14 protein-coding genes and 1 riboswitch are annotated in these 18,858 nt (G+C 63.4%); of the genes, 7 read left to right on the forward strand and 7 right to left on the reverse strand.

The features are described from left to right. Nucleotides 1–11: 11 nt before the first annotated feature. From ACVOKO_RS06645 to ACVOKO_RS06670, 6 genes are read right to left on the reverse strand one after another with little or no spacing between them, the layout of a single operon-like run. The gene (locus ACVOKO_RS06645) at nucleotides 12–740 is read right to left on the reverse strand and encodes a type II secretion system protein (protein WP_346498153.1); all 729 of its coding nucleotides are present in this window, start codon (nucleotides 738–740) and stop codon (nucleotides 12–14) included. Nucleotides 741–744: 4 nt separating this feature from the next. Continuing rightward, entirely contained in the window at nucleotides 745–1,344 is a 600-nt protein-coding gene (locus tag ACVOKO_RS06650) for a hypothetical protein (protein WP_346498154.1), read from the reverse strand. Beyond that, nucleotides 1,341–1,835: a hypothetical protein gene (locus tag ACVOKO_RS06655; protein WP_346498155.1), complete on the reverse strand. Its 495-nt coding sequence runs from the start codon at nucleotides 1,833–1,835 to the stop codon at nucleotides 1,341–1,343. The genes ACVOKO_RS06650 and ACVOKO_RS06655 overlap by 4 nt, the downstream gene beginning before the upstream one ends. Next, nucleotides 1,832–3,205 (reverse strand): hypothetical protein, encoded by a 1,374-nt coding sequence (locus ACVOKO_RS06660; protein ID WP_346498156.1) that lies wholly within the window; start codon nucleotides 3,203–3,205, stop codon nucleotides 1,832–1,834. Before ACVOKO_RS06660 ends, ACVOKO_RS06655 begins: the two co-directional genes overlap by 4 nt. Beyond that, nucleotides 3,202–3,804 carry a hypothetical protein gene (locus ACVOKO_RS06665; protein WP_346498157.1) on the reverse strand — a complete coding sequence of 201 codons (603 nt, stop codon included), beginning with the start codon at nucleotides 3,802–3,804 and terminating at the stop codon, nucleotides 3,202–3,204. The genes ACVOKO_RS06660 and ACVOKO_RS06665 overlap by 4 nt, the downstream gene beginning before the upstream one ends. 7 nt (nucleotides 3,805–3,811) lie before the next feature. Next, a complete protein-coding gene (locus ACVOKO_RS06670; protein WP_346498158.1) occupies nucleotides 3,812–4,630 on the reverse strand; it encodes a prepilin-type N-terminal cleavage/methylation domain-containing protein in 819 nt (272 codons plus the stop codon). Between the two features lie 152 nt (nucleotides 4,631–4,782). Between ACVOKO_RS06670 and ggt the strand changes: the two genes are divergently transcribed. After that, nucleotides 4,783–6,486, forward strand: coding sequence for a gamma-glutamyltransferase (gene ggt, locus ACVOKO_RS06675; protein ID WP_346498159.1), 1,704 nt, complete (start codon nucleotides 4,783–4,785; stop codon nucleotides 6,484–6,486). Nucleotides 6,487–6,848: 362 nt separating this feature from the next. Here ggt and ACVOKO_RS06680 read toward each other — a convergent pair whose 3' ends face one another. Continuing rightward, nucleotides 6,849–8,429, reverse strand: a complete 1,581-nt coding sequence (locus ACVOKO_RS06680; RefSeq protein ID WP_346498160.1) for a BCCT family transporter — start codon at nucleotides 8,427–8,429, stop codon at nucleotides 6,849–6,851. A gap of 317 nt (nucleotides 8,430–8,746) precedes the next feature. Then, nucleotides 8,747–8,848: riboswitch (TPP riboswitch) on the forward strand. Between the two features lie 116 nt (nucleotides 8,849–8,964). On the opposite strand from ACVOKO_RS06680, the gene thiC reads away from it, so the two are divergent. The 6 genes from thiC (at nucleotide 8,965) to ACVOKO_RS06710 (ending at nucleotide 18,753) form a co-directional block, all read left to right on the forward strand. Continuing rightward, on the forward strand, nucleotides 8,965–10,839 hold the full coding sequence (thiC, locus tag ACVOKO_RS06685) for a phosphomethylpyrimidine synthase ThiC (protein ID WP_346498161.1): 1,875 nt from the start codon (nucleotides 8,965–8,967) through the stop codon (nucleotides 10,837–10,839). Nucleotides 10,840–10,945: 106 nt separating this feature from the next. Then, nucleotides 10,946–11,536 (forward strand): DUF4136 domain-containing protein, encoded by a 591-nt coding sequence (locus ACVOKO_RS06690; protein ID WP_346498162.1) that lies wholly within the window; start codon nucleotides 10,946–10,948, stop codon nucleotides 11,534–11,536. A gap of 68 nt (nucleotides 11,537–11,604) precedes the next feature. Then, nucleotides 11,605–12,282, forward strand: a complete 678-nt coding sequence (locus ACVOKO_RS06695; RefSeq protein WP_346498163.1) for an ion channel — start codon at nucleotides 11,605–11,607, stop codon at nucleotides 12,280–12,282. Between the two features lie 240 nt (nucleotides 12,283–12,522). Next, on the forward strand, nucleotides 12,523–14,796 hold the full coding sequence (locus tag ACVOKO_RS06700) for a winged helix-turn-helix domain-containing protein (RefSeq protein WP_346498164.1): 2,274 nt from the start codon (nucleotides 12,523–12,525) through the stop codon (nucleotides 14,794–14,796). 133 nt (nucleotides 14,797–14,929) lie between these two features. Then, nucleotides 14,930–15,832 (forward strand): helix-turn-helix transcriptional regulator, encoded by a 903-nt coding sequence (locus ACVOKO_RS06705; RefSeq protein ID WP_346498165.1) that lies wholly within the window; start codon nucleotides 14,930–14,932, stop codon nucleotides 15,830–15,832. Between the two features lie 62 nt (nucleotides 15,833–15,894). Beyond that, nucleotides 15,895–18,753, forward strand: coding sequence for a TonB-dependent receptor (locus tag ACVOKO_RS06710; RefSeq protein ID WP_346498166.1), 2,859 nt, complete (start codon nucleotides 15,895–15,897; stop codon nucleotides 18,751–18,753). Nucleotides 18,754–18,858 lie beyond the last annotated feature (105 nt).

Consider the following 18,858-nt stretch of genomic DNA (forward strand, 5'->3'; position numbering starts at 1 on the left):
TGCGGCGGGATCTAGCGGGTGGCGTTGGAGATCCAGCCCAGAAGTTCTGCTGTGCTCTCGGCAACAACAACGTCGTCCATGCCCGCGTCGGCGCGATGTGCGGGCGATGCGACGCAGTTGCTGCTGCTCCCGAAGGCGCCGTGGGGCGCTTCGAAGTAAGTGTTGTTGCCGGCCAGGTCGGTCGCCGGGGCGATGACCACGAATGCGGGGTTCACGCTTGTCGCGCCGGTGCAGCTGACGCTGCTGCCCTGTGAGGTTGATTGCACGTAGTAAGCAATGCTGGTCTGCGCCGGGGCCGCCGCAGCGGCTGCAAGTGCGACCATCAAGCCGCCGCTGCGTTCCGGATCCAATCCGTCGCTGGCGGCGCGCGCAGGCGCAGTGAGATTGGCGACGCTGCTGATGTAGACGCCGTACTTCATCCGCTTGCGTTCCGGCGGTGGCGCCATGCCCAGCGTCTCGTATGGAAACCAGCCGTTGCCCTGCGTACACGGTGGTGGAGCTTCGCGGTAGGCACCGCTGCCGGCCGGGCAGGGCAGGCGTTTGTTGTTCAGGGCAAATGCGCGCACCGCGTTGCGGGCCGACTCGGCGTTGGCAATGGCCGCGCGTTGCTCAGCGAAGCGCTGGATGTTCTCCAGTCCCGAGGTGACCGCAAAGGTCAGTACGCCAAGCACGCCCACCACCACGCTGACCTCGATCAGGCTGTAGCCACGCTGGCTCCTGCGCTGGGTCGCGGGGTACATATGCTCAGTGCCCGCTGCTTGCCGACTGCCCTGCAGGCAGGTTGACGTCCAGGCGCAGCTGCCCCTGCAGCTGCTGCAGCTCGGCAAGAATGGTGTGAAGACGCTGGGTACGTTCCGGCGTGCTGGGTTGCTGGTTGAGGTTGACGATCTCCAGCGACAGGTACTGCGCGCGTTTGGCAATGGCGATGTTGTTGCGCAGCGCTGGCAGGTCTATCTCCTTCGGCAGCTGACCGCTGCTTTCCATTTCATCGAGCCGGCGAAGCATGCCGTCCGCTGCCGCACCGCTGCGCGCAATCTGCTCGCGCATCGCGGCCAAGGCCTCGGGCTGCAGCGGCGGTGGCGCGCTGGCGGCGCCGGCAGTGGCGGTGGCTCCAATCGGTGCCAGGACGGGTGCGGCGGCGGGCGCATCCCATGGATAGGCCTCTGCAGCTGGGTGCGTGGCTTGCTGTGGCGCCGTTGCCGTTGCCTGCGCGGTTGCGACCGGCGCAGCGTCCGCTGCTGCGTCGCTGTGCTGATTGCCAGTGCCACGTACTACCAGCACCAGCACCAGGCCGGCGATGATCGCGCCGCCGGCAATCAACAGCGGTTTGTTGCGAGGGGTCACTTGGCCGCTCCGCTTGCAGTGGAGATCAGGGCGGGCACCCGATAGGTCTGGTTGCCATGCACTGGATCATCGATGCGTACCCAGTCCGGGCCGATCGCGCGGACCCGGCCGCCACTGCTCAGGCGCTGGCCGGCGCGTACCTGCTCGCCATTGACGAAGGCGGTGCGGCTGCCCCCGGAGCTGAGTACCAGCGATACCGATGGCGGCGGCAGCGCGGCTTCCACCACATCGGCAGCGGCGGGACGCGGGGCGGCAACGGCCACCAGCGGCGCAGTGCTCAGATAGGCGTCGGAAAGCCCAAGCTGGGTGATGGTTTCGCGCATGCGTTTGTTGCGATCAACCGATGCACGCAGCTCCGCCATTGCCGCGGTTTCCTCGGCGTTCTGGTTCTGCCGCAGCACGGCCGGCTTGCTGATCACCATGCTGGCCAGCCAACCAGTGACGCCGAGCCAGACAATGAGCGAGAGCGCAGCGAAGTATTTCATTTTCATGGCGTGGCCCCTGCGTTCACTACGGGCTCTTTCAACAGATAGGAGAACAGGTTGCTGGTGCCGACATTGCCGCCTTGCGGGTCAAGCGGTACCGGGTCGTAGCCGGCCTGGCGCAGGCGTTCGATGAAGATGGGTACCTGCATGCCGCCGCCCTGGGCAGGATCCACCGCGCCATCCACGCGCAGTGTCGGCCGCTCCAGCGCGGCAAAGGCTTGTCCGGGCGCGGCGTTTGGTTGCGCGGTTTCCATGCGCAGGCGCAGCACACGTACCTGCCCAAAGGCCGCATCGCGGACTTTGCTCAAGCCGGCGATGGGGTCGATGCTCTGCTGCAGATTGTTGACCTTTTCGATGAAGGCATAGGTCTGGGGGAATTCGGCCGGTATGGCCTGTTCCTTGCTCAGCGCGCCGATCCGCATATCGGTGGCGGAGACTTCTTCGCTGATGATTGCGGCCTGGTCGTTTGCTTCGCCGGCGCTGAGCGTCCAGCGCGCACCGATCGAACCCAGTGCGATTGCGAACACGATGGAGGCGGCACTTGCCAGTGGCAGCGCCCACTCGGCCATATAGGCCAGGCGGCTGGCGGCGGGATTCACCGCAATGGTGGGTGATGCGCTTTTTGCCAACCAGGCGACGCCGCTGCGGAAGTGATTGCCGTGCTCGTCGCTGAGTGTTTCGGTCGGGACTGCATCCACGGCCAAACCACTGCGCGCCGAGAACACTTCGCGCAGGCTGTCATCCAGCCATGGCTCGCCGGCCGCCGGCGCCGGAACCAATACCGAGCACCAATGCGCACGCTGTGGTTCGAGTTGCTTGTCATCGCCCTCAAGGTCATTGGCGATTTGCTCGGCCAGGGCACCGGAGGTCATTGCCAGATCACCGGCATCATTGCTGTAGGCCAGCGATGAGCGGTAGATCATGGTGTGCTTGAGCAGCGCCAGCGCGGTGATCTGGCGGCCCGAGTGGTAGATCAGGACTTCGCCAGCCTTGAGCTTGCTCCACAGCAGCGAGGTGATTGGAATCAGCAGACAATGATCCGGCTGCGCCTCGGCCCAGGCGTACGTCTGCTGCCACAGGTCCAACGGTGCGGCGGTGAACAGGGTCTGGTAGCCCGCACCGACGGTGCGGGTCTTGTGGATCAGGATCTTGCTTTCGCTGTCGATCAGGCCGTCGGCGCGCAGGCGCTTTTCGATCAATGCGACGGCATGTGCCGGGCTGCCTTCCAGCGATACCACGCTGCTGACGCCGCCTTCGAAGTCGGCGATGGCCAGGGCCGAACGTTGCGGGCGCGGCCGCGTTTCGCTGCGGCTGACGCTGCCATTGTCAAACACCAGCCAGCTACCTTGCTGCTGGATCAGAAGCTGACGGCTCATGGGGCGGCTCCGCTGACGGTGGTGGTGTCGGCCGGGCTGAGCGCCGCATCGGTGCCCGCCGCGGTTGCGGCCGCGCTGGCAGTGGGATCGAACTCGCTGGTGCGGAACATCACGCTGCCACGGATGGTGACTGACAGCGGCGCGGGGATGCGGTCCACCGTGCTGGGCACGTCGAACAGGCCTTCGTCCGGGTGGGTTACCGACAGCTCGAACGCCTCGGTGCCGGTGATGCGGCCGTTGGAGCGGCCCAGCGCGCCGAGCAGGGTGGCCGCGTCACTGCGGGTCAGCTGCGCCTGCTGCAGGCTGATCAGGCGCTCGCCCCAACCGCTGGGCTGGAGATTGGCTGCGGTGGCAGCCAGTACCAGATCGCTTGCGGAGCGCGCCTGTTCCACTTTCAGCTGCGCCTCCTGCTCGCGCACCTGGGCTTCGGACAATGCCTGTTTGGCGTTGCCAAGGCGCCCGTAGGCGTCGGCAAGCGCGGAACGGGCACTGATGAACCATGTCGCCGTCGCCACCAGGGCGAACAGCGAAATGGCGAAAACGATCAGCGACGTGCGTCGTGATTGCCTCAGGCGGGCGAGTAGGTTGGGCGCTTTCATGGCGTGATTACTGGTTCATCTTGTAGTGGGCGGTCAGCGTCAGAACCTGCTCGGTGTCAGTGCTCTGGCCAACCGTCGCCGCGCTGCCCTGGCCCGAGCTTGCGGACTGGGTGTTGTTGCCTTCCCACTCTTCGCTGCCGGCCGTTGCACTGCTGTTGGCGGTGCTGTTGGCGGTACGCGCGGTGATGCCGGCCTGACGGAAAGCACCCGCCTTCGGGTCGGATTTGCCATCGACCATCTGGTCAAGCGAGCGCGCCAGATCCGGAGTCAGACCGGTCACGACCATGATGTTGCCCGAGCCCGAACCGGTGCCCGGTGGATTCCACTGGAAGCAGACCTGTACTTCCTGCGGGTTGCCGTTGGTATCCAGATAGGCGTAACGGTCTTCGAAACCATCGCCACGGCCCGGCGGCAAGGTGATGCCGGCCTTGCGCATGATGTCGCGCAGGTCGGTGCCGGTGGCGGCCGGGGTCACGCCGGCGGGCAGGTTGCCTTGGCACAGGGCACCGGGCGACTGGGTGTTGCTCATGTCGCCACCGGAGATGGTGGCGCCGGAGGTCACGCCAGCACCGTGCTTTGCACCGTTGACCATCAAACGCGGCGCCGCCTGGTTGTCGCCGACCGGCGCACCGGTGCGCTGACTGTAGGTGTTGTATGCGACCACCCACTGGTCCATGAATTTCTGCTTGATGCGCGTGTACTCGGCGTTGCGCTGGACATCGCGGCCGATCATCACCGCACCGATGATCACGCCGATGATGACCAGCACCACGGCCATTTCGACCAGAGTGAAGCCGCCCTGGCGGCGCTTGGATCGCATTTGCATTGAAGAGCCCCTTGTGGAAGAACCTGAGTACCCGGCGCGGATGTGTAGCGGCGACGGATTTGTTTCAGCGGACTAGATACGAGGCCGGCGTAAGACGTGCGTAAGAGCGGTGCCTGGGCTATCGTCGAAACACCTCCACGTTGGCCACTGCCATGCTGCGTACTGCGCTGTTGCTCGCTCTATCCACGATGCCGGCGACGGTGCTGGCTGCAGACCGTGTCACCGGTCACGAATTTGCCACCCGTTCGGAAGTCATCGCGCCGCATGCGATGGCTGCTACCTCGCAGCCCCTGGCCACACAGATCGCCCTGGACGTGATGAAAGGCGGCGGCTCGGCGGTGGATGCGGCCATCGCCGCCAATGCCGCACTGGGATTGATGGAGCCCACCGGCAATGGCATTGGTGGCGATCTTTTCGCCATTGTCTGGGATCCCAGGACAAGCAAGCTCTATGGCTACAACGGCTCGGGCCGCTCACCGCGTTCGTTGAGCCTGGCCGAATTCCAGCGTCGTGGCTTGAAGGAAATCCCCGCGACTGGGCCGTTGCCGGTATCGGTGCCTGGCGCGGTCGATGGTTGGTTCGCTCTGCATGAGCGTTTTGGCCGCAAGCCAATGGCCGACAATCTTGCACCGGCCATCGCCTATGCGCGCAACGGTCACCCGGTGTCCGAGGTGATTGCGTACTACTGGGACCGCTCGGTGCCCAGGCTGTCGCCGTATCCGGGTTTCAAAGAACAGTTCACCATTGACGGCCACGCACCGCGCAAGGGGCAGATGTGGCGCAACCCGAATCTGGCCAATACCCTGCAGCAGATCGCCGATGGTGGACGCGATGCGTTCTACAAGGGTGCTATCGCCCGCAACATTGGTGACTACTTCAAAGCCAATGGCGGCTACCTGAGTTACGAGGATATGGCTGCACACCAGGGCGAGTGGGTGGAGCCGGTCAGCAGCAACTACCGTGGTTACGACGTGTGGGAGCTGCCACCGAACAGCCAGGGCATCGCCGCACTGCAGATTCTCAATGTGCTGGAAGGCTACGATTTCTCGAAGATTCCGTTTGGCTCGCCTGAGCACATCCACTTGTTTGTCGAAGCCAAGAAACTGGCATTCGCCGACCGCGCCCGCTTCTATGCCGATCCCGCGTTCTCACCGGCACCGGTACAGCGGCTGATTTCCAAGGATTATGCCGCGCAGCGACGTGCGCTGATCTCGATGGACAAGGCCTTGAAAGAAGCGCAGCCGGGCACGCCAAAGCAGTTGGAAGAGGGCGATACCATCTACATGACCGTGGCCGATGCCGACGGCATGATGGTGTCGCTGATCCAGTCCAACTACCGCGGCATGGGCAGCGGCATGGCTCCGCCCGGCCTGGGCTTCATCCTGCAGGATCGCGGCGAGATGTTCGTGCTGCAGAAAGATCATCCCAATGGCTACGCGCCGGGCAAGCGGCCGTTCCAGACCATCATTCCTGCCTTCATCACCAAGGACGGCAAGCCGTTCGCCAGCTTCGGCGTGATGGGCGGTGCAATGCAGCCGCAAGGGCATGCGCAGATTGTGATGAACCTGGTCGACTTCGGCATGAACCTGCAGGAGGCCGGTGATGCGCCGCGCATCCAGCACGAGGGCTCAACCGAACCGACCGGGCAGGCCACCGCGATGAGCGATGGTGGCGAGGTCAATCTGGAAACCGGGTTTGCCTATGAAACGGTACGCAGCCTGATGCGCAAAGGTCACCGCGTGGTGTTTGCCGATGGGCCCTACGGCGGCTACCAGGCGATCATGCGTGATCCGGACAGCGGCGTTTACTACGGTGCTTCGGAAAGCCGCAAGGATGGGCAGGCGGCGGGGTATTGAGCCTTGCTGCTTGGGGTTGTGGCGGGGGCAGAGCCAGAGCCAGAGCCAGAGCACCCCTCCCCAACCCTCCCCTTCGCTGCGCGAAAGGGAGGGGGCTGTTCTTGGCGATCTGCAAGGTTGCGGCGGAGCCGCTTCTACTCCCTCCCTTTCGCGTAGCGAAGGGGAGGGGCCGTTCTTGGCGATCTACAAGATGGCGACGGAGCCGCTTCTACCCCCTCCCTTTCGCGCAGCGAAGGGGAGGGTTGGGGAGGGGTAGCGCTTCGCTGCCGTCCTTGTCACCCAATTGTTCAGAAGCACTACGCAACTGGACGCCTGGCCAGCTGCACGCACCGCGTTGATTCACAACCCAACGCAGCTTCCGTCTACTTGTCCAAGCCTGACGAATGCTCACCCGCCGCACGTGCTTCTTCCTGCGCAGCCTGCTCACGCTCGATCCAGGCCTCGACAATGTGCCGCGTGCGCAGCGCAAGCCGGCGCTGGCGGTTGTGTTCGGCATCAAGCACCCGGTACAGCGACACCATCACCAGTACCATCAGCAACGCGAATGGCAGCGCGGCGATGGTGATCATGCCCTGCAACGCCTCCAGTCCGCCGGCGAGCAGCAACACGGCGGCAATAAGCGCAACGGCGACGCCCCAGACCAGTTTGCGTGACAACGGCGGGTCGCCGGCTTCGTCGGTGGACATGCTGGCGAGGACCAGCACCGCCGAGTCGGCCGATGTCACGAAGAAGATCACCAGCAGTACCAGCGCCAGCCCAGACAGCCAGAGCGAGGCGGGCAGACTGTCGAACAGCGTGAACAACACGGTTTCATAGCCATTGCCGAGCGCCTGCACCAGGTCCGCATGGCCGAACAGCTGCGACCACAACGCGGTGCCGCCGAACACGGAGAACCACAGGAAGCCCAGCAGGGTGGGGGCAAGCACGACGCCCACCACGAACTCACGCACGCTGCGGCCGCGCGACACACGTGCGATGAACGCGCCGACGAACGGTGCCCAGGCAATCCACCAGGCCCAGTAGAAGATGGTCCAGTCCGCGACCCAGGTGCTGCCGGAGAAAGGCGACATGCGCAGACTCATCGTCACCAACTGGTTGAGATAGGAACCGAGCGTGGTGGTGAAGGTGTCGAAGATGAAACCGGTGGGGCCAAGCACCAGCAGTGCGGCAAGCAGCAGTGCAGCCAGTGCCAGGTTGAAGTTGGACAGCCACTTGATGCCGCGATCAACGCCGCTGGTAGTTGAAAGCATGTACAGGACGAAGGCCACCGCGATGACCGTCATCTGCAGGGGAACCCCTGCCTTGACGCCAAACACGCGCTGCAGGCCGGCGGCGATCTGGATGGTGCCGAACCCAAGTGTCGTGGCCACACCGATGGCCGTGGCGACCACTGCGGCGATGTTGACCAGCTGGCCGAACCAGCCGCGATGATGGCGGCCGATGATGGGTTGCAACATGTCGCTGATCAAACCGCGTCCGTTGCGGTTGTACTGGAACCACGCCATCGCCAGCCCGATCAGTGCATAGATCGCCCAGGGATGAAGGCCCCAGTGGAAAAACGCATAGCGCATGGAGGCGCGCGCGGCGTCCATGCTCTGCGGCGGCAACCCTTCCGGTGGGCTGACGAAGTGCGATATGGGTTCGGCGGCGCCCCAGAACACCAGCCCGATGCCCATGCCGGCGGCAAACAGCATCGACAACCAGCTGGCGCGGGAGAAATCCGGTTCGGCATCTTCACCGCCGATGCGCAGGCTGCCAAAGCGGCCAAACGCCAGATACATCAGAAAGATCAGGGTCAGGAACACGATCAGCAGGTACATCCACCCTGCTCCGCGCACAACCTGGCCCAGCATGGCCTGGACCACGTCGTTGAAGGGCCCGGGGGCGAAGCCGGCAATCAGCACCAGCAGTGCGACCAGCGCAATGGAGACACGGAACACCATCGAGGAGCTTCTCCGATCAGGTGGGCGAGAGGAACTCGCCCGGGCCGGCAGGGCAGCCGGCGGGCGCCCCAGCAGGGGTCAGGAGGGCGGGCCGGCAATTGCCGCGCGGGCGGCGTTGGAAGGGCCCATGAGCGAATGCTATGTAATCTGGCGTCACGACTGCGTTAGCGCGCCGTCTGCGCGGGTGTGGCCCACGCAGCGCTGGGTTAATGCAGGGCCAGCTGCTGCGGTCTGTCGCACTGCGGTTAAACACGTGCATGCACGCCACAGCCGGCTTTTTGCCGGGTTGGCTTTCCCGCCGATTGCAGGTCTAATGGCGCCCGAAGCGGGGGTACCGCGGCCATTGGGTCGCGGTTGAGACATACCCTTCGAACCTGATCCGGCTCATACCGGCGTAGGGAAGCTTCGTGTGCTGCCAGCCGCTGCGCCCGTAATGGGCCGTGTGCGGGTAGCGTGCGCCTTCGCTTCGTTCCGCCATGCGAATCCCTCGCGTGGCCTTCGCACCCCGTGTGCGGATCGACCAGGACGAATGCCAATGAATGCACAGCCCAGCCTGCAGCAACAGGCCCAGCAACTCTCCGAATCCGTGACCCGGCCGATTCCCGGCTCGTGCAAGGTCTTCGTCAGTGGTTCGCGCCCGGACCTGCAGGTACCGATGCGCGAGATCGCGCAGACTCGCACGCCCACCTTGTTTGGCGGGGAGGAGAACCCGCCGGTCACCGTATATGACACCTCCGGCCCGTATACCGATCCGCAGGCCAATATCGATCTTGCCGCCGGACTGGCAGCGGTGCGTGCACGCTGGATCGAGGAACGTGGTGATACAGAGCAGCTTGCGGGTTTGAGTTCCGACTTCGGCCGTGCCCGCCAACACGATGCCAGGCTCGATGCGGTGCGCTTCCCGGGGCGCATGCTGCCGCGCCGCGCCATCGGCGGCGCCAATGTCACCCAGATGCACTACGCGCGCCGCGGCATCGTTACCCCGGAGATGGAATATGTCGCCATCCGCGAGAACCAGCGGCTGGATGCCGTGCGCGATGCCGGCCTGCTTGCACAGCATCCGGGGCAGAGCTTTGGCGCCAATATCCAGCAGATCATCACGCCCGAATTCGTACGTGACGAGATCGCAAGGGGTCGTGCGGTGCTGCCGAACAATATCAACCACCCGGAAAGCGAGCCGATGATCATCGGCCGCAACTTCCTCACCAAGATCAACGCCAACATCGGCAACAGCGCGGTGTCTTCCGGTATCGCCGAGGAAGTGGAAAAACTGGTGTGGGCCATCCGCTGGGGCGGCGATACGGTGATGGATCTGTCCACCGGCAAACACATCCATGAAACCCGCGAGTGGATCGTGCGCAATTCGCCGGTGCCGATCGGCACGGTGCCGATCTACCAGGCCTTGGAGAAAGTGGATGGCCGCGCTGAAGAACTCAGTTGGGAAATCTTCCGTGACACGCTCATCGAGCAGGCCGAGCAGGGCGTGGACTACTTCACCATCCATGCCGGCGTGCTGCTGCGGCATGTGCCGCTGACTGCCAAACGCGTTACCGGCATCGTTTCGCGTGGTGGTTCGATCATGGCCAAGTGGTGCTTGGCGCACCACAAGGAGAACTTTCTCTACACCCACTTCGAGGACATCTGCGACATCATGAAGGCCTACGACGTGTCCTTCAGCCTCGGTGACGGGCTGCGCCCAGGCTGCATTGCCGATGCCAACGATGCGGCGCAGTTCGGCGAACTGGAAGCACTTGGCGAGTTGACCAAGATTGCATGGAAGCACGATGTGCAGACCATCATCGAAGGCCCAGGTCACGTGCCGATGCAGCTGATCAAGCAGAACATGGACAAGCAGCTGCAGGAGTGTGGCGAAGCACCGTTCTATACGCTGGGGCCGCTGACCACCGATATCGCGCCAGGCTACGACCACATCACCAGTGCGATCGGTGCGGCGATGATCGGCTGGTACGGCACGGCGATGCTCTGCTACGTGACGCCGAAGGAGCACTTGGGCCTGCCCAACCGACAGGACGTGCGCGACGGCATCATGGCTTACAAGATCGCAGCGCACGCCGCCGATCTGGCCAAGGGCCATCCCGGCGCGCAGGTCCGCGACAATGCATTGAGCAAGGCGCGTTTCGAGTTCCGCTGGGAAGACCAGTTCCACCTCGGGCTGGATCCGGAGAAGGCCAAGGAATTCCACGACGAAACCCTGCCCAAGGACGCGCACAAACTGGCCCATTTCTGCTCGATGTGCGGCCCGCACTTCTGCTCGATGAAAATCACCCAGGACGTGCGCGAGTACGCGGCCGAGCAGGGTGTGGAGGAAGCGCAGGCGCTGGCGACAGGCATGGCTGAAAAGTCGGCGCAGTTCCGTGAGCAGGGCGCGCAGGTTTACCGCGTCGAGTAAGGCGGCAACCGGTAGCAGGGCATCCTGTCGGGTGCCCTGCTGGCCACTTGACGCCGGGACGGGTACGGACGTGCTAGCTTGCAGCCGTCCACACCAGGGGTCTGCCATGAAAACTCGCGTCATTGCACGGTTTTTCGTCGTCTCGTTGCTGCTTCTGCTGGCCGCCTGCGCCAGCACCCCGCGTGTCGCCAGCCAGGCCGATCCCAGCGCCGACTTCTCGCGCTACCGCAGTTTTGCGTTCTTCAGCCCGCTGGCGCTTGAACAGCACGGCTATACCACCATCACCAGCAACCGCATCCGTGCGTCGGTGCGCACGCAGATGGAGGCCCGCGGCTATGTGTTTGATGAAGCAAATCCGGATCTTTGGGTGAACCTCAACGCCTATCTGCAGGACAAGACCCAGGTCACCACCATGCCGGAAGTGGATTACGACTATTACTACAGCTACCGCGCGCGCAGCTATGTCGCCGTGCCCTATTGGCGTGATCGTACCGATGTGCGCCAGTACACCGAAGGCACCTTGAATGTCGATGTGGTCGATGCGCGGCAGAAGCGTCTGGTCTGGGAAGGCGTCGCGGTCGGCACGGTAGGGCGGATGAAGCCTGAGCAGCGGGGCGAGCGGATTGATGCGGCGGTGGCGGCGATCTTCGCCGACTACCCGTACCGTGCCGGGATGTCGGCCAAGTCGACGCCCTGACACCGGCTTCGGCCGGCAACACGCCCGCAACCCACCGCAGCATTGGCCAGTGAGCGAGAAGGAAGCGTATGTATTCGCGCTTGAGATGGATCGTCATGGCGCGCAAGCATCCCTCGGCCTGGCTGCTGGCGGTGCAGTTGCTGGGCGTGCTGCTGTACCCGGCCATGGAACATACCCCGGCCGGGCGCGCCTTGTTCGGCGTGTTTGGCATGGTGGTGCTGGGCCTGGCGGTGTGGGTGGTGCGGCGCAGCCCGCTGGGCATCTGGATGGCGTTGACGCTGGCCGTTCCGGCGGTGGTGTTCTCCATCGCCGGGGCATTGCTGGAACGGCACTCGCTGATTGCCGTGTCGCAGGTGTTCGAGTGCCTGCTGTACTTCTACACCTCGTGCAGCCTGATCGCCTACATGCTGCAGGACCACAAGGTCACGCGCGATGAGCTGTTCGCGGCGGGTGCCACCTTCACCTTGTTGGCCTGGGCTTTCGCGTTTGCTTATTCGGTCTGTCAGCACTTCTACCCAGGCAGTTTTGTCGCCACCAGCGAGGGTGATTTCAGGAGCTGGGTAGAGCTGCTTTATCTGAGCTTCAGCTTGTTGTCAGGGGTAGGCCTGAGCGACGTCGTGCCGGTACATCCGCAGGCACGCGGGTTGGTGATGCTGGAGCAGTTTGCAGGCGTTATGTACGTAGCTTTGGTGGTTTCCAGGCTGGTAGGCCTGACCATTTACAAGGCCGAGAAAACTGAACGCTAGATAAAAAAATCGCGCCATACGGCGCGAATCATGTAGCTGATTATGTAATTACGTCGGCGAGAGAGAGCCTGATGTCATCCACGTGCAGGCACGCGGGGAACGCCAGTAGAGTAATATCCATTTCAGACGAAACATTTGCTCTTTGCGTTGATGCCTTTTGCGGAACTTGGCGGCTTATAGGGCTTGAGCCCGGCGAGCTGGACACAGGATGAGTGTCCGCCAGCGACTTGATTGACCGCGATGGCACTGAATCTCACAGAAAAAAATAGCTCTGACCGACTGCGCGTCGGTGAGTGTCTGGTGGTGCTCTCCTCACGTGAGGTGCATCTGCCAGGGACACGCAAAACCCCACGGCTCACTCCCAAATCGGTAGGCGTGTTGCTGGCGCTTGCGCGTAATCCCGGGCAGGTCGTCACGCGCGAGGAGTTGTTCGCCGAGGTCTGGCCGGACACCATGCCGACCAACGACGTGCTTACCCAAGCCGTTACCCAGTTGCGCAAGGCCTTTGCCGCAACCGGTGCGGAGGAGGGCGCAGGTTATATCGAAACCATCGCCAAGACCGGCTATCGCCTGCTGGCGCCGGTGGCGTGGGAAGCGAGTACTGACGCGGCAACGATCGATGCGCCCACGGCAGGCGGAGTTTCCGTAGCGGAGGCCGCCGTTGCACCCGTGCAGCCTGGTGTACGCGGCAAGCACCGCCGGCTGCGTCGTCATGTATTGCTGGTGCTCGGTATCGTCCTGCTGCTCAGCACCGTGGTGATGGCCTGGTTGCTGTGGGGTCGTGCTGCGCCGGCAGCGCAGGACACGACGGTTGCCGAAGGCAATCGCGTATTGGGCAGCCCTGCGCGTCCGTATCGGCTGATCACCGCCACCGAGGATGTGGAGGTCAACCCATCGCTTTCACCCGACGGTGCCTTGGTGGTGTTCGCACGCGAGCGCGACAACCGCTCCAGCCTTTGGATACAAAGCGTCGGCAATGCCACCGCAACACCGCTGCTGGCCACGCCGACGGGCGCCTCGGACCGCTTCCCGGTGTGGTCGCCCAATGGCCGCAGCGTCGCATTCGCCCGGTTCCTGCCGCAGGGTGATTGCGAGGTGTTGGTGGTATCGGCTACCGGTACCGGCCTGCGCCGTGTCACCCGTTGCGATGGCACCGACATGCTCAGCTTTGACTGGGCGCCAGATGGCGGCAGCCTGCTGTTCGGCTCGATGACCGGGCGTTATGCCAGCCGTGGTATCCGCAGCCTGGACCTGGCATCCGGGCGCTGGTCCTCGTTGCAGTACGCGATGGGCGCCGACGATTTCGACTATGCACCGCGCTATTCGCCCGATGGCAAGAAGATCGGCTTTGTGCGCAATCCACAGGTAGGCGATATGTGGATGATGGATGCCGATGGCAGCAACGCGCAGCGCTTGACCGACGACGCAGCGGAGATCCGCGGCTGGAGTTGGCTGGGTTCGGACGAGATGGTGTTCGGCCGGCGCATCGACAGCGAATCGCGCCTGTACAGGCTGGATGTGGCTACCCGGCTGTTGCGCGACATGGGTATCGATAACGCGCAGAGCCCGGCGGTATCGCGCGGCGGTGGCAACCTGGCCTTCATGCGCAGCCAGTTCCAGTCCGGCCTGTTCCGCATTCCGCTGGGCGCGAATGGTGGGCCGCCGCAACGGCTGTTTGCCTCCTCGGCGCGTGATGGGCAACCCATGGTGTCGCCCGATGGCGCGCAGCTGGCGTTCACGTCCGACCGCTCGGGCACGTTCGCACTGTGGTGGGCACGTTTGAATGAGCCGGCTTCGTTGCAGGTGCTGGAAGGCGTGCGGCCGGAGGCGCGCCAGCCAATGGACTGGGCCGCCGATGGACGGCATCTGCTGGTGACCGGGCGTGATGCCGACGGCGCCCCCGGCATCTATGAGGTGGCACCGGAGGAAGGGCATTGGGTGAAGCTGGCCGTACCGGCGGCTGAGCCGCTGCAGGCGGTCTACGGCGCAGCGCCCGATACTCTGCTGGTGGTGGAGCGGGGCGATGAGGAGCGCATGACGTTGACCCTGTTTGATCGCAGCCAACAACCGTGGAAGCGGCTAGCTTCGCTGGAAGGGGTATCGCAGGTGCGCTATGACCGTGCCGGGCAACGCATCCTGTTCACGCGTCTGGCCAGCGGTGGGCTGTGGCAGGCGGCGCCGGACCTGGCGGCGGACAGCGTTGAACCAGTGCATGCCGAGCTGCCCAGCCGCTGGCGTTACCGCACCTGGGCAGTCGCTGCCCATGGTGCGGTGGAGTACCAGGACATCAGCCGCGAGTGCAGCAGCAGGCTCACCGCCATTGCCGGCGACGGGACCAGCCAGTGCCTGGACGCAAAGCGCTTCAGTGCCGGCAATGGGCTGAGCCTGGCGCCGGATGGCAGTGCGGTTTTCATTGCCTTGGCACTCACCGACAGCGCCGATATTGGGATGATGCGCATTCCCCTGCGCGCACCTCGACGGGTGATGGGCTTGGCTAAGTGGTTGTCGCCGTAAGGAAATTTTCCTTCGGAAGTTTTTCGTACGCTCTATCGGGAAGAATTCGGAGCATTCTCGCCGGACTTTCCTGACCAACGCCGCCAAAGTTGGCAAAACGTTCGCCCAATGAAGGCAAACGATGGTGTGCGACATGCGGCAGGTTTCGTGGGTGGATCGTGGTCAGTCGGTTTCGTTCGAAAAGCAGGCAGAGGATGGACCGCGTCCGGCCTGTGTCGGCGTGGCCCGGCTGGGCAGCCTGCAGACCTCCGGCACGGTATTCACGGTATGGCTGCAGCTGCGTGGCACCGCCTGGGTGGAATCCAAGGAGGGCAAGTTCCGCCTGCGTCAGCGCGAATGGATTGCCTTTGAAAAGGAATCGCGCCCGCTGATCCAGGCGGGCCGTGATGGCATGTGCATTGGTATCAGCCTGGATGCCGATGCGCTGCGCATGTTGGGCACCTTGGCCGACAGCAGCGTCTATACCGGACGTGGCCGCATGAGCCTGGGTGAGGCGCGGCTGGCGCTGCGCCTGTGGCGCGAAGCACAGGCGCCGGGCGCCACCATCCATCAGCTGCGGCCCTTGCTGCTGCATCTTGCCTCCCTGCAGCGTGACCTGGCCGGCACCGTGCAGCGCTGCCCGGGCCGCTCGCGCATCCGCAAGCGTCAGGTATTTGGCCGCATGCAGCGTGCGCGCATGTATCTGGAAGGCAACAGCCACCGCGTCGTGCGCATTGGTGAGCTGGCCGAGCTGACCAACTTCTCCAGCTGGTATCTGTCCAAGACCTTCCAGGCACTGTATGAAGAAAGCCCGCAATCACTGTCGGCGCGCCTGCGACTGGAACGTGCAGCGATGCTGTTGCGCGATACCGACATGATGATCGGTGAAGTGGCCTCTGCCAGCGGATTTGATAACTGTTGCAGCTTTGCGCGTGCTTTTCGTGCACGTTTCGGTGCATCCGCAACGCAGTACCGGGAGATGCCAATTGCGTTGAGGCCAGATTCGGCAAAGTTTAAGGATGGCTTGAGCAAAACCAAGGCGGCAGTACGAACGTAACGTTCAGGGGTGTTTAACACACCGCTAACTTTGTCGTTTGTTTTAGCTCTTTGGAGAGATTGATGAAGCTTCGTAATTCTGCAGTGCGGTTGGGCTTGCTCCCGGCCGGCATTGCTATTGCCTTGACCCCCTCTTTTGCGTCGGCGCAGGAAGCTGCTGCCGGTGCCACCACTCTTGATCGCCTGGAAGTCACCGGCTCGCGCATTCGTGGCGCGAACATGGAAACCCAGCAGCCGATCCTGACCCTGAGCCGTGAGAACCTGGAAAAGCAGGGCTTCACCTCGGTCGCAGACGTACTGCAGAACATGACCTCGGCCGGTTCCCCGGCAATCTCGCGTTCGGAAGCCCTGGCTTCGGGCGAGAACGTGGGTGGTTACTACATCGACATCCGTAACCTGGGCGCTACCCGCACCCTGGTGCTGATGAACGGCAAGCGTCTTGGCGCTACCTCGGGCGGTTACCAGGATCTGAGCCAGATCCCGATGTCGGCCATCGAGCGTATTGAAGTGCTGAAGGACGGCGCCTCGGCCATCTACGGTTCGGACGCCATCGCCGGCGTGGTCAACGTGATCACCCGCAAGCGTTTCGACGGTGCTGAAGCCCAGGTCTATCTCGGCCAGTTCGGCGAAGGCGACGGCGAGACCAACCAGTACTCCTTCACCATGGGCTCGGAAGGCGAGCGTGGTGGCATCACCCTGTCTGCCGAGTATTCGAAGCAGGATCCGGTGATGGCCAAGGATCGCTGGTTCTCGAAGGGCGGCGCCAAGGGCCCGAATTCGACCACCGCTGACTGGAGCGCACTGAGCCAGAACGGCACGTGGTGCGACCCGCGCGTGTTCAACGACTGCATCAAGCAGGAAGGCGAAGTAAACCCGGTTTGGCAGACGCTGAACCCGGGTGGCGATCCGAAGAACCCGAACGACTACCACCCGATCACCGGCGCCGAGTTCGCAAACTCGAACCAGCAGATGATGCTGCAGACCGGTATCGAGCGTAAGTCGGTCTATGTGAACGCTAACTACGACTTCACCGACAACGTGTCGTTCAACGCCGACATCCTGTACAACGAGCGCACCACGGACCAGCAGATTGCCGGCTATCCGTACCAGTCGCAGGCGTTCGACACCCCGCTGACCGCAGGTAGCGCATTCAACCCGATCGGCCAGGACGTCGAGTTCCGTCGCCGCCTGTGGGAAATGCCGCGCACCACCGAAAGCAAGCTGAAGACCCTGCGCTTCGCGCCGACCGTCAGCGGCTTCTTCGAGTTCGCCGGCAAGTCGTTCGATTGGAACGTCGGCGCGCTGTTCAACCGCAACGAGTCGACCAAGACCAACCACGGCGACATGAGCCTGATCGCTGCACGTCAGGCCCTGGGCCAGTCGTTCATCGATGCTGACGGCGTTGCCCGTTGCGGCACCTCGGCCAAGCCGATCGATGGCTGCCTGGCGTGGAACCCGCTGTTGCCGGCCGGCGTTGCTGGCCCGGGTTCGTTGGACAACAAGGATCTGCAGACGTTCCTGTTCCCGACCTTCACCACCACCGGCGTGACCAAGACCACCTCGTTCACCGCTGACCTGGCTGGCTCGATCGTGGCCCTGCCGGCTGGTGATCTGGGCTTCGCCATTGGCGTTGAGCACCGTGAAGAAGAAGGTCGTTTCGTCCCGGACGCATTCATGCAGTCGGGCGAGTACACCGGTCTGGCACAGACCACCACCAATGGTAAGTATGATCTGGACGAGGTCTACCTCGAACTGAACATCCCGGTGCTGGCCGACATGGCCTTCGCCAAGGAACTGACCATCAACGTTGCTGGCCGTTACTCGGACTACAGCAACTTCGGTGACACCGTCAACGGCAAGTTCGGCGTGACCTGGCGTCCGCTGGACGAACTGCTGGTCCGCGGTACCTACGCTGAAGGCTTCCGCGCTCCGTCGGTCGACAACATGTACGGCGGCACCGGCTCGAGCTTCGAGAAGTACACCGATCCGTGCTCTGTCGGCGTTGCCGGCTCGATCGCTGGCAGCCCTGCCTGCACCACCGCAGGTGTTGCTCCGAACTACGTCCAGCTGGGTCAGGGCCTGGAGCCGTGCACCACCTGGCCGTGCGCCACCCCGGACCAGTTCATCTCGGGCTCCAACCCGAACCTGATGCCGGAAACCTCCAAGAGCAAGACGGTAGGTATGGTGTGGAGCCCGCGTTGGGTGCAGGGTCTGGACATCTCGCTTGACTGGTACAACTACCAGATCAACGACATGATCATCACCGACAGCGTCGATCGCATCCTGCGTGATTGCTACGTGCTGGGCGATGCAGCGCGTTGCAACGGCATCGTGCGTGCTGCCGACGGTCACATCACCCAGCTGTTCTATGGCCTGGCCAACCTGGGTCAGATGGAAACCGAAGGTTACGACCTGGGTGTGAAGTACCGTCTGCCGGAACTGGCCATCGGTCAGATCAGCCTGGATTGGCAGACCACCTACGTCGCCAAGTATGACGAGCAGGGTCAGAATGCGGCCGGTGAGACCATCACCAGCGGCTTCGTTGGCAGCCCGGGTATCTTCCGCGTGCGTTCCAACCTTGGCGTCAACTGGGAACTGGGCGATTGGGGTGTCAACTACACCGCGCGCTACTACTCGGGCATGAACGAGAAGTGCGTCTCCCTGGCTGATGGCTGGTGCGACCAGCCGAACCGTTACCAGAACGGTGAGAAGGCTCCGCTGCGCAGCACCGGTTCCAACACCTTCCACGATCTGCAGGTGAGCTACAAGGCGCCGTGGGATGCGACCATCGCTCTGGGTGCGAACAACCTGTTCAACCACCGCGGTGCGCTGCAGTACTCGGCACCGAACAGCGATTACGCCTACTACGGCGGCTTCGACATCGGTCGTTACGTGTACATGAAGTACACCCAGCGCTTCTGATCCATCGAAGCTCTGTGATGCATGACAAAGGGTGGGCCGAAAGGCCCACCCTTTTTCTTTGCGCGGATCAGCGAAGACTGCGGTCGCATCACGGAAGTCATGCAA

The organism is Stenotrophomonas sp. STEN240 (assembly GCF_056756175.1).

What these genes read in the sequence shown, in the direction of transcription:
- ACVOKO_RS06645 (WP_346498153.1), bottom strand. Translation starts at nt 740, where the DNA reads ATGTACCCCGCGACCCAGCGCAGGAGCCAGCGTGGCTACAGCCTGATC.
- ACVOKO_RS06655 (WP_346498155.1), bottom strand. Translation starts at nt 1,835, where the DNA reads ATGAAAATGAAATACTTCGCTGCGCTCTCGCTCATTGTCTGGCTCGGC.
- ACVOKO_RS06660 (WP_346498156.1), bottom strand. Translation starts at nt 3,205, where the DNA reads ATGAGCCGTCAGCTTCTGATCCAGCAGCAAGGTAGCTGGCTGGTGTTT.
- ACVOKO_RS06665 (WP_346498157.1), bottom strand. Translation starts at nt 3,804, where the DNA reads ATGAAAGCGCCCAACCTACTCGCCCGCCTGAGGCAATCACGACGCACG.
- ACVOKO_RS06670 (WP_346498158.1), bottom strand. Translation starts at nt 4,630, where the DNA reads ATGCAAATGCGATCCAAGCGCCGCCAGGGCGGCTTCACTCTGGTCGAA.
- ggt (WP_346498159.1), top strand. Translation starts at nt 4,783, where the DNA reads ATGCTGCGTACTGCGCTGTTGCTCGCTCTATCCACGATGCCGGCGACG.
- ACVOKO_RS06680 (WP_346498160.1), bottom strand. Translation starts at nt 8,429, where the DNA reads ATGGTGTTCCGTGTCTCCATTGCGCTGGTCGCACTGCTGGTGCTGATT.
- thiC (WP_346498161.1), top strand. Translation starts at nt 8,965, where the DNA reads ATGAATGCACAGCCCAGCCTGCAGCAACAGGCCCAGCAACTCTCCGAA.
- ACVOKO_RS06690 (WP_346498162.1), top strand. Translation starts at nt 10,946, where the DNA reads ATGAAAACTCGCGTCATTGCACGGTTTTTCGTCGTCTCGTTGCTGCTT.
- ACVOKO_RS06695 (WP_346498163.1), top strand. Translation starts at nt 11,605, where the DNA reads ATGTATTCGCGCTTGAGATGGATCGTCATGGCGCGCAAGCATCCCTCG.
- ACVOKO_RS06700 (WP_346498164.1), top strand. Translation starts at nt 12,523, where the DNA reads ATGGCACTGAATCTCACAGAAAAAAATAGCTCTGACCGACTGCGCGTC.
- ACVOKO_RS06705 (WP_346498165.1), top strand. Translation starts at nt 14,930, where the DNA reads ATGCGGCAGGTTTCGTGGGTGGATCGTGGTCAGTCGGTTTCGTTCGAA.
- ACVOKO_RS06710 (WP_346498166.1), top strand. Translation starts at nt 15,895, where the DNA reads ATGAAGCTTCGTAATTCTGCAGTGCGGTTGGGCTTGCTCCCGGCCGGC.